Below are 18,768 nucleotides of genomic sequence, written 5' to 3'. Positions count from 1 at the left end.
TTCTCGACGACTTGTTTTTTTACAGACTATCGGTCAAGTACCAAGAAATCGTTCCGGTATAATTACCTGCCACTGGGCTAGGCAGAACTTTTAGTAAAATACCGTTGTCCTGTGACCACTGACCTGCAACATCAGTAATGACCTTATCTCTGTCGATAGTCTTGTCGGACGCTAATAAGACTTGGCTATCTCTCAATGATTGAATCGCTCCAGCCTTATTCGTATAGATCAAACCACCGGCCAAACTCTGATCAGTGTTAGTTTCGACTAGATCTGTACATTGGGCACTCAGAGCCCAAGTTGAATTGACACTTTCAACTTTCAAATTCCAATCACCTAGACGTGGCAAGATCCGAGTTTCGGCACTTGCATTGATCGCACTGAATGAGTAACTGGGATCATTGTCTAACTTCAATGACTTGTCAATAACTGTGATATGGTAGTCCACTGGATCTGAAGTTCTACCGAAGCCATCAGTAGCTGTGATCGTTACGGTATGCTCACCATCGCCTAGTCCTTGAGCAGGTTTTTCGTGAGTGAAATGATTGTTGGCACCCATCGTATCACCCGTCAGTGCATAGTTATACGGTGTGGCTCCGTCAACGGAAATACTCAACGTGATATCAGAATTCTTAAACGACGCATTGTCACTGTAGTTGATCGTTCCACCCATAATAGCTGTTTCTGATAATAACGTTGTAATATCAGTCACATCAGGCGTCAGGATCAAACTAGTATTAGGAACATTCACGGTGAAGTGTAACTCGTTAGACTTAAGATCATCACTATCGGTCATATAAATCGTCACTGGATTATCGCCTAACTTAAGATCAGTTGCTTCTATATTAGTGGTGAAATTACCTGAAGTTATCTCACTAGCACCGGACAATTGCTTAGTTGTCTCTTGGTCGTTCACTATCGTATGCAGCGTCATATCATCGTTTTTAAAACTAGAATTATCATTATAATTATGCGTACCATCGATCCCTACGTCAGCGTTACCAGCAACTACTAACTGGTCATCATTAGTCGAAGCAATCTGCAGTTTCTTGCTTTCGACATTGATGGTATACGTCAGCGTATTAGAAGTGATCGTATCGGTCGTACCATCATCCAACAAATAATTAGGATCGACCACGTATACTTTGACCTCATGTGCGCCGCCTTTTAGGTTTTCTAAATTAATAGCAAAGCTACCATTCGGACTCAAGGTGTCCTTCCAAATATCCTGATCCACACCATCGATCGAATAATGAATGTCCATATCATTATTATCGATCGCCTTCTGACTGGCAAAGCTCATATCACCAGTCAATGTTGCTGTCTGTCCGGTATAGATCGTAGCTGGATCTTCAGAAGTTTTGGTTATCTTCAAAGTATCGGCTGGTGCCACAATATCAAAAGCTTTAGTTTCCAAGTCAGCGATATATTGATCACTATTAATCTGTGCGTGAGATAATTTGACGTGCAATGAAGTCGTACCTGTCGGCAAATCTGCCGCCTGACCGTACAATTCAATCGTTGCTAGTTTGTTGGACAATCCCAAATCATCATCCAAATCAAAGCTTATATTATTGATCTCATTACCATCATTATCAGTTCCAACGGTCGGTGTCTGACCATAAATAACTTGTTCATCGCCATTGGCATAAGTAACCTTTCCTAGTTCTTTGGTTGGATCAGTTTCAAATTTCACATTATCCGGCAATGAAATGGTTGCCTTAGCATCGTTGATCTCGGATCTTCCTGACTGGTAATTGACTAAGTATTTGAACGACAGTTTGTCATTAGGATGAACTGTTTTTTTGCTTGCCAAGCTTAAGTCATCATTATTACCGAATAAGGACGGATCGGTGTTACTTGTCTTACTAGTGTCTGTTTCAATTATCTTGGAAGAAGTAGTCTTGTTCTTTATATAAGCATTCGTATCAGCTTGAACTAGTCCAGGGATAGTTTCAAAAACCACTTTCGTATCAGCGCCGATAAAGCCACCAACACTGGCAGTGGCTGAAGTAGAAGTAAATCCAAATCTTAATTTTGTGGTGCCATCTAGTTTGAACTTACCTAGATCCAACATGATATTCTTAGAGATCTGTTCTTGTCCTTCAGGGATGTATTGACCATTAGAATAAGTTATTCCCTTCAGGTTTTTATCATTTATCTTGTAATTCAAAGTTGCCTTGTCTGAACCATCTGTTGGCGGTGTATACGTAACGATCACATGATGCCAAGCAAATTTTTCATTTTGGTTACCTCTAGTAGTTAAATTCTCGGGATCTTGATGGTTTTGTAAGTAGTAGTAATCATTGAACAAGCCCCCGTTACCCATTTGATAATATGTGCTGATATCACCAGGATAGCCCCACGCCACATGTTGCTCACCTAAACTTCTCTGTGGCGACCAATTGATTTGATAACTATCAAACGCTGCACCTCTTTCACCCGATTCGAAAGTTGTTCCACCATTTCTGACATTATCTATTTCCAATGCCCAACTCTTCTGAATCGCTGTTTTCGCTACTGCATCAGGAGTAGATCTTTTCGTACTATCGTCTCCCCATACACCGATAGTTTCTCCACCAACAATATTTCCTTTACCATCAGTCGCGATCGCATTTTCATCACCATTTTGAAGTACAAAAACCAATCCTTGCGAAGCACTTGCGTAAGCTCCCATATAGATCCACATTGAGATAGTTTGTTTTTGACTGACATCAAAATAATTATCTGTATTATTACTCCAAATAGCCGATGTGGAGTTAGTAATATTCGTAGTTGCTACTTGAATAATATGACCATCAGAAATAGTAGGCATGTATTTGGTATACTTACCCGCAACAAACAGCGCATTGGGATCGGACAAGCTACCGATCGTAATGCCTTCAGGTGCGACGGCCATTGCCTGTTCATCGGTATAGTACCAATCAGGTGTAGCATGAACTCGATCACCTATCGTCATGGCAGCCGCTAAAAAAGCAAATAAGAAAATAATTCCACGTATAATCCCTTTAACATTTTTCATATTAAGACACCCCTGGTTAATATGGTTTTGCTCGTGTTTAAACATATATTTATAATTACATTATGCTATATATTCAATATGTATAAACATCTATTTGTGTAATTATTTTTATCTTATATTGACTTTTTGTATTGTTTTGTTTTTTGAGGGTGTGGGGGATGGTGGATGGATGCCGCTGATGATGGTCAACAATTCCATCTGCCGTGGACCGGACTCAGTCTTCGTCTTCGGCCTCGCTTTGAAGCCTGTAGTCTTCAAAGTCGTCCAGTGTTCTAAGCGATAAATCGCTAAGAACACTTTTACGGCGGATTCCATTGTTGACCATCATCAGCTAAACTTGTATTACTTCTGTATTTATTAGCAACCACTAATACTTTACTGTTAAAATTTTATACTTTCTCAGAGCAAAAAAATGCACACCACAAAATTATATCGTGATGTGCTATTTTGTTTGTACTATTAAAATTGACCAGAAGCGGACTACCTCCCAATCCCAATCCAAAACCAGAATCAAATACTATCAGTCAAATTCCATGAAATCGTACTAGTATAACTACCCTTTATAGCCGCACTGTTCATATCCAACAGAATACCAGTCTCATCGCCCCAACTACTAGAAATGTCAGTCGTTGCAGTCAGTGGCTCGTCCTGTTCAGCAATCTCAACCGGATTACCATTCGAACCCGTATTCAACGTGCTAATATTGTTTTCGTTATTCGGATCTATGTAAACCATATTACCATCCAATATATTCGCAATACCGCCATTGGCATTGTTACGAACAAAGTTTGTTGCGGAGGCAGTCAACTTCCATTGACTCATTACACTATCAACACTCAGATTCCAATCTCCACTCCGTCTAATGTAATCCGTTATTTCCGGATCTACGACGTGCTGACCGAAGCTGTAATTTTTACCTGTTGTCAATTGAACGTATTTTGTAATTATTTTTACGTTGTAATAGACAGTGTTAGATTTTCGCAAATATGGATCAAGTACATAATACTCTGCCGCAAATTCTTTTTTGTTCTTATCAAAACCAGAACCACTGATCGGCAATCCCATACCATTATTGATCTTATATTCTCCCGTAACATTAGAATAATCGTTGATATCATTAGAAATCACCGAACCATTGGATATTATTCCATCCATATAACCTTGTGATGACATATATCTAGGACTGAACTTATGATCTGGATCACTGTAATTCAAAGTTGCGGGTAGCTTCAAATCATTTATCTTTAGAGCTGTTATATCTTCATGACCTTCATTGGAAAGACTTATTTTCAGTTCTGGAACGTTAATCTTATAATTGACATCTTCCTTATACGTACTAATTGTCGTACTATCGTCTCTCATGGCAGAGATTGAGAAAGCAATTGTGTAATTATTCTCTCCTTCTGTTAATCCCTTTGTACTATTTGGATTAACGTTCCCTAAACCTTGATATCCAATTGGCTTGAGTTCAATAGTATATTTAGCTTCAGTATTGTCACTATTATACTCATAATCTATAGTTGAACCATTCAATAAAGTTGGGGTCTGTTCATTACCTTTACCATCGATTAAATAGCCATACATTTTGGTAAAATTAGGACTTACTTTTGCACCATCGCTAAACTTGATCGTTCCTGTTATTTTTTGAATACCATCATCATCCACGGTTCTATTCTGATTATCAGGTGTAATTATTAATTCACGGTCATCGATGTTGACATTATAAGTCAGGACATTAGAACTAATAATATCATCGTTAGCCTTGGACACGGCTTTGACCGTAATTGTATGCTCCCCTTCAGATAGTGATTCTAATTTAAGAAAGAACGGAACTGTCCCAGATGCTGGTTGGTCGGTGTCAATCGCGTGTATCTCTTCATCATTATCAACTTGATAAATCATAGTAACATCCTTTGGATCCAAGGTCTTCTTTGATCCATATTCCATATTTCCTTCTAGTGAAACTAGGTCCTTAGACTTATAGTCACCATCACCTTTGGTCTTAGTCAAGATCAAAGTATCGGAAGGATTCACAACATCGAATTGTGGTGTTTCCGTATCAGTAACATAGTTAGAACCAGAAATTGCCGCATGTCCTACTGGAACGGTCGTTTTGGTTTGACCATCAGGAATCTTATCTGCTGTCGTTTTAAGTTCTACTCTCGCTGTTTCCCAATAAATATCATTGTCGTCGGTCTTACCCATATCTTCAATGGCCACTTTTACTTTTCTAGTGCTTGGATCATAACTGATCCGATCGATATCAACTGACTTAGTAACTTTGTTACCAGTGGCATTGTCAATACCTGAATAATAGATCTTACCGATATCATTATCTGTTACAACTGATACACCTTCTGGAACTTCAATCGTCTCAACAACATCCTTAGATTGCTGCTTACCTGATTCGTATTGTAGTAAATAATTAAATCTTAAATCATCCCCTGGGTGTGCCTTTTCGGTATCATCGAGTTTTAATGTCTCGTCATCCATGAAGTCGGTATTATTGCTGATCTTACTGTTTGTCGTCTTATTAACGATATAAGCGTTAGCCTCCATCTGAACGATCGAAGGCATACTTTCAAATACAATTGCTTCAGTGCTTGGTTCAGAGGCAGCTGTAGCCCCAGTAAATCCGTAGTACAATTTGTTATCCTTGATAGTTCCAAACTGACTCATGTCTAATTCAACTTTGTTGTCATATTCAGCTTGTCCAGTACTACCGGAGCCTTGGGCTCTACCATCAATTAACTTGTCGTTTAGAACATAGGTTAAAGTGGGCTTAGAAGTAGCGGTGGCTGGATTATAGGTAATAGTAATATGATGCCAAGAATCTCCAGCCGAATTATTGTTAGCGAAATCTTGTTCCTCTATTCCTCTGTGATTCAGAAGATAGAATGGAAACTCTGCCTCTCGTTCAAAAATACTTACGCTTACAGGATAACTGTTGTAACCAGATTTATAATACATTTCTTCTGCGGCCGGATAGCCATATGCTGCATGTTGATCAGGTGTACTTCTGGCGCCACCAGTGTCCTGATAATTTAGTTGGTATGAATCAAAATTTGATCCATTTGTACCCAGTTCTGAGGAACTTTTACCACCATTTCTATGAGTATCAAATTCCAAGGCAAAACTCTTCTGAAGTGCTGATTTTGCCATGTCATTCAGAGTACTCTTAGCCGTATTAAGATCATAAAGTTGAGTAATGATTCCTCCCTCGGCTTCTACCGCCTTATCACTACCCCAGACACCAAGTGATTCACCACCCGCAACGTCTCCACCGCTCTTAGTTCTGGCAATCGCATCATAACCAGAGTTCTGTAATACTAGTGCCATACCTTCAGCTCCAGCATCAGTTGATGCTCTATATCCACCGAAATAAAGCCAAGCTGTTAATGTCTGTTTCTGAGTAATATCAATATAGTTATCTTGTTCCTTATTAGCCCATACTGAGGTTACTCCCGACGGACTACCTTCACCAGTTAACAAAATCATTGAACTGTTATTTTCGTAAATTTTGGGCTTCATATCATCACTACCAGCTCCGGCTTTGAATAGATCATCATCACTCAAGTTACCAATTGGAATACCAATTGGTGCCAATGGCAGAGCATCCTTATCTGTGTAATAAGATATGGCATGTACCGTTGAGACGGTCCCAAAAACTATTGCCAAACATACAACTATATTTGCAAGTACAAACCCAACTAAACCTTTCTTCATGAGATATTCACTCCCCAGATAATGGTGGTAACAAAAAAAGACCATGGAAAATTACGTTTCCTATGATCTTTATAGTTATTGAAGACACTTAATAAATTTCAATTAATATTCCACGATAACTACAAAGCAAAATCCAGACTGGGCTAAAAACCTAGATGAATTGCAAAACGTGTAATATTAAATCTGTATATTCTTAAAAAACTCAATGTTTAAATTTTTATCATCTAACCACAGCCTACCCAAATTACCCTTCATATATAATATGTATAAACACATTATATCACATGTTTAGACATTTATAAATATAACGATGTAACCGTTTTCCAAAAAATAATAAAAAAATTGGCATTATTTAAAAATGTCAATTTTTTATTATTTCTAATCAAGACTATCCGTCAAATTCCACTTGATCTTACCGCTATAAGAACCAGCCACAGCATTAGGATCAACTTCCAACAAGACGCCGGCATCGCTGCCCCACTTACTGGAAATACTATAACTATTAGTCGTATCATTGTCATTCTCACTCACTAAGACTGGAGAATTCATTGATGTTACTTGACTACTATTAGGATTTACATAGATAAGTTGACCAGCTAAGGTTTGGTTATCAGAAGTCAGATCACCAGCACTAGCGGTCAATTGATAAGGTGAATCGATCGTATTAACTGCTATATCCCAGTCACTAGTTCTCTTAACTATCCGTTCTTCTGGACTTTGGTTAAGTGCCCCAAAGGAATAGTCATCCTTATACGTCAAACTGGCTGATTTGTAAATCATCTTCAGATTGTATGTTAGTTTGTTCGAAACACGTCCGTATGGATCAGTTGCTTTGAAGGTAACTGTATGAGTTGGTGTTGTTTGATCATCAATTCCTAACGCTGCTTGAGTTAACTCTATGGTTGAATCATATGATGTGGTTGACGCATCATCAGAACTCTTAGGCAGATCTGCTACTTTTTTTCCATCGACCGATACGCTGTAAGTCAAGTCTGATGGCGCAAAGCTCAAGTTATCTTCGTATGCGGACTTGATTGGAAAGTCGATCGTATCATCTGTTCCCATTTGAGTAATATTGCCGTCTGTCCCGTCGCCATATGACAAGACTGGATTCTTATCTTGAACATCGATGACATACGTCAAGGCATTGGAAGTGTGACCTGCACCGTCAGCAACAGTAACCTTGATCGTATTCTTACCGACTTTTAAGCCGGGATCATCAGAATTATCGATCAACATATCATACGATAATTGTGTCTCAGAAGATTCTGATTCTGCGATTCCCTTGACGGTAGCTTGTCCCGATTCAGGATTGCCACTATCGTAATTAGGGTTAGAAATAGTATAGTTTATGCTTAAGTCAGAGCCTGAAATATCAGAACCATCATTGTATTCGGCTGTGATTGCTGGCATTGGTACACTAGTCTGATTCAAGATCGTCGTTGAAAGAGAATCTGACGATGCAATCAATGCTAGATCTTGAACATTTACTGTGTAGGTCAACTTATTAGAAGCGATAACGTCTTTTATCCCGCTAGCAGAAGTATAATTATCGTCCACTACTTGAACCGTGATCTTATGTTGCTTAACATCGGAGCTGCCGAATGGAATCGAGAACTTGCCGTTATCACTAGCAGTATCCTTATATATCTTGCTTTCTCCGCCATCGACTGAGACATAAATATCCATATCACTATTATCAACATTGGCTTGATTATCAAACTTCATGGTACCAGTCAAGTTAGTTGAGCCTTTCGGTGAAATAGTTACTGGATCGGTTGAAGTCTTAGTAATAGTTAGATTATCCTGGGGAGCCATAATACTAAACTCCGGTGTTTGAACGTCGGCAATATAATTATTACTTTCAAATTTGGCATGTGATGCTTCCACCTTAAGTGATGAAGTATCATCAAGTACGTCAGCAGCGGTAGCATTAAGTACAACCTTGGCGGTATTAAATGAACTAGTCAAAGTTTTATTAATTTTAACTGTTACCGTATTACCATCTACAGTCCCTGAAGAAATTGGATCACTGCTACCATCTGCATAAACTATCTTACCGATATTGCCACTAGTATCAGTTGTCAATTTAATATTATCTGGCAAATCAATCTTTGCGATTGGATCAGCCAAGTCTTCTTTACCAGAATTGTATCTGATCATGTAATTGAATGTTAAATCATCTTTGGGATGAACTGTAGTGGTATCGGGTAGTTTCTTATCGTCATCTGTCATGACATCGTTACTCGAGCTGATCTTATTCTTATTAGTCTCATCAACTACATAGGCATTTTCATCAGCATCAACGATTGATGGCATACTTTCAAATACAATTGAATTCAATTCTGAATTGTCCTGACTACTACCATTAGCAGCTGTAAAACCGTATAAGAGTGGATCACCCTTTTTCAAACCTAAGTTTGAAAGCTTAAGATTCAAGGTGTGATCTACGTAAGTCTGACCCGTCTTGAGGTGTTGGGCATAACCATTCAAAGATTTGTCATTGAACTTATATTCCAAAGTTGCTTCATCAGGATCGGCATCTGTAGGTGGTGTGTACTTAATGATCAAGTGATGCCAGGCTAGAGATGCATCTGCAGCAAAATTTAATGGCACTTGGTCAATATCATTATGCAGTAATTCGTAATAATTGGTTTTATCCATTCCTAAAAATCCAGAACTAACATTTCCCAGTAAGTTATAGCTATCAGGACTGCCAGGATAAGCCCAAGCCATATGTTGATCACTTATACGTCTATTGAGAGGGTCTGGTTGATAATCATCGAAACTATTGCCCGGAGTACCATTATCATAATCTTCATAACTATTATTACCAGAAGAATTAACGATGCCATCAAATTCTAGAGCCCAGCTATTTTGAATTGCTGAAGCAGCGATGGCACTTTTGTCTTTTTTATTAGACACATCACTGCCCCAAACGCCCATTGATTCACCACCGGCAATGTTGTTGCCATCTTTTGCAATAGCATTTGTGGTATTTTTATCATTTTGCAATACTAGAGCCATACCTTCTGAACCACCGATATTGGCACCGAAGTACAACCATACCGACAAGGTTTGCTTTTGACCAGTATCGATATAGTTCTCTCGAGATTCATTGCTCCAAACTGAAGCTACTTGATTAGGGATACTTACTTGAGTAAGACGAAGAACATCGCCTTTGTAAATGGAAGAATCACTGCCATCAGTATGAGATCCTAGTTCAAATAAATTATCGCTGCTCAAATCTCCTAATTGTAATCCGTCAGGTGCGGCATCCATTGCTTGATCATCCGTAGTAATAGTTACAGCATCAACATTTGTAGTCTTAATCCCAATTAACATCAAAAATATCATTATAAAAGTGAAAAAAAATAAACTTAATTTTTTCATAACTGCCCCCTGCTGGCTTATGTCTAAAATTAAATAATTTATCAAAATATCGTGATATATGTTTACACAAATTCCCTACCTCTATTATGGCAGGATTATCTGTATATACAAGTCGGATAATAAAAAAATAATTTACGAAAAATAAAATAATACATAAAAAATCACACATTCATCAACTGAATGTGCGATTTTTTGTATGAATCGAATTAAATTGTATTAGACAAATACCAATCAATTTCACCTTTATATTTTCCACCACTAGGATGTGGCTGAACCTGCAACAACACTCCTGTATAATCACGCCACTCTTTGGCAACATCGAAGTCGAGTGTTTCCTTTTCGTCGTCTTCAGCAATCAAAACTTCTGAAGACATTGGCAGACTTATTCCTGATTTATTAACATAGATCAAGCCGCCATTTAGTTCACTAATCTTATTGTCGTTCTGATCAAATGAGAACAACTTCGAGGCACTAGCTGACAGTTTCCAGGTGGAGTCTGTACTATTAACTCCTAATTTCCATTTCCCATTGCGCTTTACTACTATATCTTCCCCACTCGTATTCACAGGTTCAAATGAGTAATCTGGCTCATAATCTAGTGATACTGAATTAGACAGAAGTGTCACCTCATATGCCAATTCATTCGACTTACCGCCGTACTTGTCGGTTACATAGGCGTGAACCAGATACGGAACATGTGTCGTATCAGTAATACCTAATTCTGATGCTTCAAAAATTTGTGTCCAGGTGATTTGATCCACACTACTTTGAGATTCTTGAATTTTTTCAGTCGACTCTTCCCCGTCATCGACTCTCATATGCCAAGTTAAATCAGCTGTATCAAACTTATGTGCATCTTCATAGGATACTTTGGCAGGTAAGTTGACTTTATTATCAGATTTCAAAACGGTAATATCCGTATTATCCGTAGTCAGAACCGGATTCTTCTCATGCACATCCACATCATACTTGAGAATCTCCTCTGAAGAGATCAGATCAGTAGTCAGTGCATAGACCTCGATCGTATGCTTACCAGGACGGATTTTATCCATCCCATTCCCAGTATTCAACGTAATACTGAACTTACCATTAGGACTAGTCGTATCCCGACCATACTTAATATCACCGCCATCGATGCGATAAATCTGATAGACATCCTCGTTGTTCAGATCTAGCTTCTGTTTGTCATCACTCAAAGTCATCGTCCCGTTCAATTCTAATGATTTCCCTACTTCAACTGAGGTCGTTGATGGCAGCTTTGCGATGTTTAGTTTTTTGACCCTAGGAATGATCGTGAAGTCTGGCGTACTGACATCACCTTTGTAAAGATCACCTTCAATTATCCCGTGAGCTGCTGGAACTTTGGTATCAGCATTGTTGTCGACTTTTGCCTTCCCATATATATAGATAGAAGCAGCTCGCATGTCCAAGTCAAACTCCTTGGTATAGTTGTAAGTTAATACCCCGTCATTAACTTGATCAGCTGTTATTTGATCAACAGTCCCGTCTGAATAATTCACTTGGCCGATGACACCTGAATCAGCATATTGCAGGTGTTTTGGAAGATTCAACCTGGCAACAGCATTCTTCAACGTTCTCTTCCCAGTCTCATAAATCAAGTTATAGCCGATCTTCATATCATCCCCATCACGAACATTTTGATCTCCAGAGAGAACTTCACGTTCAGCTTGAGATAGGTCAAACACATTCGAACTAATATCCGCATTAACTAATGAAGGCATTGTTTCGAAGATTGCCATATTGACCGAAGCTTCTGCCCCAGTCGAGCCGGTGAAGCCATAACGCAGTTTGTTTGGAATAATACCATCTTTATCCGCAAATTTAGTCAGATCCAAACTAACGTTATGACTAAACTTTCGATTCTCAGGAACTGTCCCCGGAGTACCGTCGATCAACTTGTCATTAAAAGTATACTTGAGTGATGCCTTAGTACTGCTATCAGCTGGCGGTGTATATTCCAAAGTCAAATGATGCCATGAGTATTCCGGCTTGCTGTTGCCGGTCAAGCGCAAAAATTCTTCGGCGTCATTGTGGTACATATAAAACAAGCTCCCATTACCACCACCTGTACCGTAATCAGGGGTATAAGTTCCCGGATCTGCTGGATAATTCCAAGCAACGTGCTGGTTATTATTATTCTCATCCGCATTAAGGTACGTGTCAAAGGCGCTCAAAGAAGAAGCAACCCCACTGTTGTTCATGAACGTATCAAATTCCAAAGCCCAGCTTCTAGGGATGGCACGTGAGGCAATCACCTGAGGTTCCCCATTTGCCGGTTCATTATCAGTGCCCCAGACGCCTAAAGTCTCTCCACCGTGGGCAATTCCATCCTTATCTATATCAACAGCATCCGCCCCGCCGTTCTGAAGAACCACTGCGATCCCATCAGCAGGATTCTTGGCATAGCCAAAATAAAGCCACATCGACAAAGTCTGTTTGACACTAGTATCGATGTAATTATTCTTGTTCTCATCACTCCAAATCGTTCCCAGCTGATTAACATCGTCAGTCAGTAAGACCGCATCAGTATTAGGATTATTCTTATTAGGTTGCTCGATGATCCGAGCACTATTATCACGAGGATCAGTTCTTCCCAGCTTCTTAACATATGTGAAGTAATTCTTAGCATCAGCCTTGTCAGTCAGCGATAATCCTCGCGGTGCTACTGCCTTAGTAGCTTCGTCATCTCGGGTCGTGGCATTTACCCGATTCGTACTACAATACAATACAAAAAAAGCCATCAGCAAAGAAAATAAAGTCAGTGGTAGTTTTCTTCGTCTCAAAAATACTTCCTCCTTCATACACAAATAAAGGATACTAAAGATACTAATTGTATATATTTCATATATTGAAATAATTTATTTTCAAAGTTGAACACTACAATTATTGGATATAAAAAATAAAAAATCGTTGCTACATCAGCAACGATTATATTTATATTCAACTAATTATTACATCAAACCATCAACCAAGGTCCATTCTATCTCACCAGTATACGTTCCGGCAGAAACATTAGGTTGGATCTTCAAGAGGACACCTTCCGTTGGTAACCATTCATCCGCAATATGAGTTATTTCCTTGTCAGTACTTACTGTACCGTCGCGATCGATCTCCACTGGATCGTCGGCTAAAGTATATTCATTGCCATCTTTACGATAAATCATATCTCCAGATAGTGGTATACCGTTAGATCCCATTAGACCATCAGATCTAGCCGTTAAGATCCACGAAGTCTTAGCACTAGTTACGTCCAACGTCCACTTATCAGCACGTTTTAAGATCTTACTTTCGTTAGATTGATTGGAGGCTTGGAACTTGTAGTTTTTATCGCTTGTTAATTGGAGCAGTTTGTTTGTTATGTAGACTTTGATCGTTACTGGTTCGGATTCTCTGACGATATTGCCTAAATTATCTACATCTTGAGCAATTATCTTTAATTCGTTATCGCCTTCTTTGAATACACTCCCGTTCCAATCATATTTAAACTCATAAATACTCTTATCATCATCGTCAATTTTAGTCATATCATATAAACGCAATTCTCCATTTATATAGTATGCAATTCTAGATAGACCTCCGACAAAGTTACTGCCATCATCGTGACTGATAGAACCCGTAATATGTAGCACATCATCGCTAGACATAGTAATCTCTCTTTCATTATCAACATCGAGCAACAGCTTCTTATCTTCCACATTCACCGTATACTTCAAGTGATCGGATATTCGATGCATCGAATCAGTCACATATACTTCTACATCATGTGATTTGACTGATAATCCACTCAGAACTAATGAATAATCAGAATCCGCTGCGGAAGGATCGACCGTGTAATCGGATACGCTCTTTTCTCCGTCAACGATCGTAGTCACAGTAACCTTATTATTACCAAAGGTTGAACCGTTTTGGTATTTGATATTCATATCCATGACGGCTTCCTTGCCAGTTTTGATAGTTCTTGTCATATCATCGTCAGGATCCTTTGGTGCTAAGCGCAAAGTATCCGTCAATGGATTGATGTGAAATTTTGGTGTCATGACATCCCCAGTATAATGGGTACTATCGTATGAGGTGTGGGCTGGTAAAACTGCAGTCTTTTCGGCTGACGCATTCGAGCCAATATTAGCTGTTCCATTCAATCTGACTTGAACACTAGCGTTATCACTACCCATACTTCTCAAAGTCAAATTGATCGTGCCGTCAGCGTTCAGTGCCGAAGCATTGATTTTTTCTATATCTGTTTCCGAATAAGCAATTTCACCGATATTACCATCTTCATCGGCTGTGAAATCCACATTCTCAGGCACATTGATCTGTGTCTTAATATCTCCAGTATATTCAAAGCCTGAATTGTAAGTTAAATTGTAATCAAATCTAAGCTTGTCGCCATTATTGACATTATCATCAACCGTAGAATCCTTATCACTGTCCGGAATATCACGTTCCTGTGTATAATCATAGAGATTAGTTGTCGCATTGACGTCAGCGACTGCCGGAATCGATTCGAAAATTACAGCATTATTCGTTATAGTGCTTCCAGTTGAACTAGTTAGACCCCAACGTAATTTGGTTTGACCTGATTTTAAGTTGAATTCACTTAAATCCAATTCAATGTTGTCATGCTTAATACCATCACCTCTGATATTCCACTCATTAAATGGTTTGATCGATCCATCGTATTCTTTATCATCAAAGGAGTATGAAATATGCGGCTTATTACCATTTTCAGGTGGATAATAAATAAAAGTAAAATGTTTCCAAGCTTCACTTACTGATCCGTCACCTGACATATCTAAGTTGGGAATTACATCTTTGTGCTGCATATTAAAATAGCTTCCATTCTTTTGATAAGTGCTTTCGCTAGCAGGATAATTCCAAGCAATATGTTGACCCTTAGCTTGCTTAGAACCTTTTTCTAAGGTCGCGTCAAATACATCGTCTTTTCCACTTGAAACATTTCTTTGAGTATCGAACTCTAAAGCAAAACTATTCTGAATAGCACCATTCTTAAACTCACTTGCGGATGAAATCGATGAACTTAAAATAGAATTCGGTGATATTGTACCTCCCCAGATGCCCAGAGATTCAAAGCCTATAGGTGTCTTTGGATTTAGAAGTGACACCAGCCCTCCTTTGTAGAACGAAATTGCATCATCACCCTTATCATCGTTTTGAATAACAAATGCCATTCCTTCTCCTGAACCATTGTTACTATCAATGTCATTCTTATCTTCGTTGTATTTATTATAATTAAAGTTTTTATCACCAAAATAAAGCCACATAGAAAAGGTTTGTTTTTTACTTATATCGAAATAATTGTATTCTTTATTATCAGATGACATTTTTCCCCAAATGGAACTCAAATTTTCTACCCCATTGGTCATTTGAACAATGTCGGTATTAACCGTATCACCCTTTTCTAAAATTTGAGCACTATTTGAGACCTTTTCACCAATAGTATAACTTCCAGGTATATTAAAATAATCTTTAATACCAGTCATCCCCTCAGGTGCTCCCATGAATACTGCATCTTTAGTCGGAGCAGCCTCAACCTCATTAGTTTTTGAGCCCACGAAAAATAGACCCATCAAGAACATGAGCCATACCCCAATATGAATCATTGCATGCCGCTTTTTCATTACGTCATCCCCTCTATTCTGCTTTTATTAATCGCCTCTTCGTTTAAGTTAAAAACATCACATTTATCATTAAATTAATTCTATCATATGCACCATGGCTATAATATTCCATTATATATATTTTTCTTTTCATAAAATGGAATATTTCTAAGCAAACAAATAGACGTCAACTTTTTACAGTTGGCGTCCAAGTTTAATTCGTCGTATCAATACTATCCGTCAAAGTCCAATTTATCTCACCGGTGTAAGATCCAGCGGAAGCATCTGGTTGAACACTTAACAGAATACCGGTGTCATCAGTCCAGTTCTTGGTAACATCAGTAACGACTGTATCGTTGCTGACATTATCATCAGAATAGATCAACACTGGATTATCTTGTAGTGAAGATTGATTCAAGCCATTGCGATAAATCATCGTACCCATTATTGGCAGATGCGTAGTGCTGTTCATTAGTGCCGTTGACTGAGCCGTTAAACTCCAAGGTGTCTTAGCACTCGTGACTTTCAAATCCCAATCACCAGAACGTCTGATCAGTTTCTCCTCATTAGACTGATTAGTTGTTTGGAATCTGTAGGATTTATTGCTCTCTAGCGTAAGTACCTTGGTGGTTACGTTGATGGTTATATCAACATGCGACGTACGACCATCTCCATCAACTACAGTTATCGTTAAAGTGTTCTTACCTGAATTTAAAATTGATGCGGACAACTTATAGGAATAGTTATAGACAGAATGATCTGAACCGTTAAACATCGGTTTACCTTGCAAAACTGTCTTTCCATTCACTATATATGAAATATATGTATTACTAGAATCCAAATCAGTACCATCATCATAACTGATACTGCCAGTAAACAATATTGTATCTTCCGGAGAAATAGTATAACTAGTTTCATTATCTGAAGTAAGTATTAATTTTTTATCTTCAACCGTCACATTGTAAGTAATATGATTCGACACTACATGCTTAGAATCAGAAACATAGACCTCTACTGTATGAGTACCAACACCCAATGTGTCAGCGTCATACTTCAATGCGTAATCAGCAGTCGTAGCAGTTGAATCCACTGAAAGTGTTGCGTCGTCTTGTTGAACGCCGTCTACTTTAGTATGTACTGTCACACTATCACTGCCAAATTTAGATCCTTTATCGTAACTAATGGTTCCGTTCATACTGGCACTATTTCCTAGCTTGACCGTCTTATTCAGATCATCAGTATTGGCGATTTTCAACGTGTCAGTAACTGGATTAATAGTAAATTCTGGTGTCATAGCATCACCAGTATAGTGACTACCCTCGTAAGAAATATGTGCTGGATCCACATCTGTGGAGGAAGCTGTCGTATTATCGCCGATATCAGCTTTACCATTCAAGTGAATCTCGACATTAGGGTTACTACTATCTAAGCTTTTCAAGGTTAACGAAATCGTACCGTCGGAATTTAAGTCAGTTGCTTTGATTTTCTGTGTGCCATTTGAGTCCACGACCTCACCGATATTACCATCACTGTCAGCAGTGAAATCAACATGCTTAGGAAGATTGATCTTCGTAGTAATATCACCTGTACCCATCATCCCAGAGTCATAATTTAAGTTGTAATCAAAACGAAGTTGATCACCATTATTGACATTATAATCCTGACTAGGATATCTATTAGCATCAAGAATATTACGTTCTTGAGTCTTATCATACAGGTTGGTTGGTACGCTGACATTAGCTAAAGCTGGAAGCGATTGGAAAATGACCGCATTTATGGTTGGCGTTTCACTAGAACTAGTAATACCCCAACGAACCTTTGTCTGACCTTTAGTTAAATTCAGTTTACTAATATCAATATCGATAATTTTATGAGTCATATTGTCGGCACCGTCACCCCTTTGATCCCATTCTCTATATTTTTTAACACTACCATCAGTATCTTTATCATCAAAAATATACTGTAAATGAGCTGTAGTACTACCTGATTCAGGTGCCGTGTACTTGATTGTTACATGATGCCAAGAATCTTTAGGTACACCCTTAACCATATCATCGATTGCCAGATATGTATCGGGAATCGGATTATTATGATTCATTTGATAGTATGCATAAAATCCCGTATTGTTGTACTTATATGTATCAGAATCCGCTGGATAATTCCATGCTATATGCGGTCCCCTAACTTGCCGAGAATTTGATGAATCAACAGCTGCGTCAAAGTCATCATCTTTACCACTCGATAAATCAGGTATAGTAGTATTCATATAGCTATCAAATTCTACTGCAATACTCTTTTGAATAGCACCAGCCGCCAAATCAGTTGTATTTATTATCATATTACTACTACCGCTACCGTTACCACCCCAAACTCCAATACTCTCTCCTGTTTTAGGGGTCCTTACAGAATTAAAAAATTGATTCTGATTATAAGTTGAAATAGCATTGATTCCCTTGTCATCGTTTTGAATTACAAATGCCATACCATCACTTGATGCTCCTTCAGTACCACTGAAGTACATCCACATGGAAAAGGTTTGATCCTTAGTAACATCAAACGAATTATAATCCGCATTGCCAGAATCGGTCATTTTTCCCCAGATTGAACCTAATTGATCTGTACCAGTAGTCATTTCATATAAATCAGTTGGCGTTTTGTCCCCCTTATTAACCAAAGTAGCTGAATCTTTAATAGAACTGCCACTATAAGTATCTGGTTTTTCAAAATAATCATGTAAATCTAGTCCTTCAGGTGCTGCCTTCAATACATCCGCTGGACTGACAATAGCTGCTGCTTCAACCTGATCAGTTTTTAAGGGCAGACTAAATAACCCTATCAATAGAGCAAAAAATACTCCCAAGTATATTTGTAAACCTCGTATCCTCATAATGAACACCGCCTCAATCGTCTCCGAAATCATTCCCCCAAGAATTCCTTTAGAGATAAAAATCGCAATAATAATAATTAATTTTCTTATTTATAAAAATA

7 protein-coding genes are annotated in these 18,768 nt (G+C 38.4%); all 7 read right to left on the bottom strand.

What is annotated here, in order from left to right; genetic code table 11:
• Window positions 1–19: 19 nt before the first annotated feature.
• The 7 genes from U8519_RS07800 to U8519_RS07770 all read right to left on the bottom strand — a co-directional run bounded on the left by U8519_RS07800 (window position 20) and on the right by U8519_RS07770 (window position 18,667).
• Window positions 20–3,022 (bottom strand): hypothetical protein, encoded by a 3,003-nt coding sequence (locus U8519_RS07800; RefSeq protein ID WP_334329758.1) that lies wholly within the window; start codon window positions 3,020–3,022, stop codon window positions 20–22.
• A 108-nt stretch (window positions 3,023–3,130) separates the two neighbouring features.
• Window positions 3,131–3,337, bottom strand: a complete 207-nt coding sequence (locus U8519_RS07795; RefSeq protein ID WP_334329757.1) for a hypothetical protein — start codon at window positions 3,335–3,337, stop codon at window positions 3,131–3,133.
• A gap of 195 nt (window positions 3,338–3,532) precedes the next feature.
• A complete protein-coding gene (locus tag U8519_RS07790; protein ID WP_334329756.1) occupies window positions 3,533–6,748 on the bottom strand; it encodes a hypothetical protein in 3,216 nt (1,071 codons plus the stop codon).
• A 378-nt stretch (window positions 6,749–7,126) separates the two neighbouring features.
• Window positions 7,127–10,141 (bottom strand): hypothetical protein, encoded by a 3,015-nt coding sequence (locus U8519_RS07785; protein WP_334329755.1) that lies wholly within the window; start codon window positions 10,139–10,141, stop codon window positions 7,127–7,129.
• Window positions 10,142–10,347: 206 nt separating this feature from the next.
• Window positions 10,348–12,945 (bottom strand): lectin-like domain-containing protein, encoded by a 2,598-nt coding sequence (locus tag U8519_RS07780; RefSeq protein WP_334329754.1) that lies wholly within the window; start codon window positions 12,943–12,945, stop codon window positions 10,348–10,350.
• A gap of 168 nt (window positions 12,946–13,113) precedes the next feature.
• Window positions 13,114–15,801 carry a hypothetical protein gene (locus tag U8519_RS07775; protein WP_334329753.1) on the bottom strand — a complete coding sequence of 896 codons (2,688 nt, stop codon included), beginning with the start codon at window positions 15,799–15,801 and terminating at the stop codon, window positions 13,114–13,116.
• Window positions 15,802–15,994: 193 nt separating this feature from the next.
• Window positions 15,995–18,667, bottom strand: coding sequence for a lectin-like domain-containing protein (locus tag U8519_RS07770; protein ID WP_334329752.1), 2,673 nt, complete (start codon window positions 18,665–18,667; stop codon window positions 15,995–15,997).
• Window positions 18,668–18,768 lie beyond the last annotated feature (101 nt).

Origin of the sequence: Companilactobacillus sp. HBUAS59699, assembly GCF_036913575.1 — a bacterium.
Lineage (GTDB): Bacteria > Bacillota > Bacilli > Lactobacillales > Lactobacillaceae > Companilactobacillus.
This window is presented reverse-complemented; position numbering and strand designations above follow the sequence as displayed.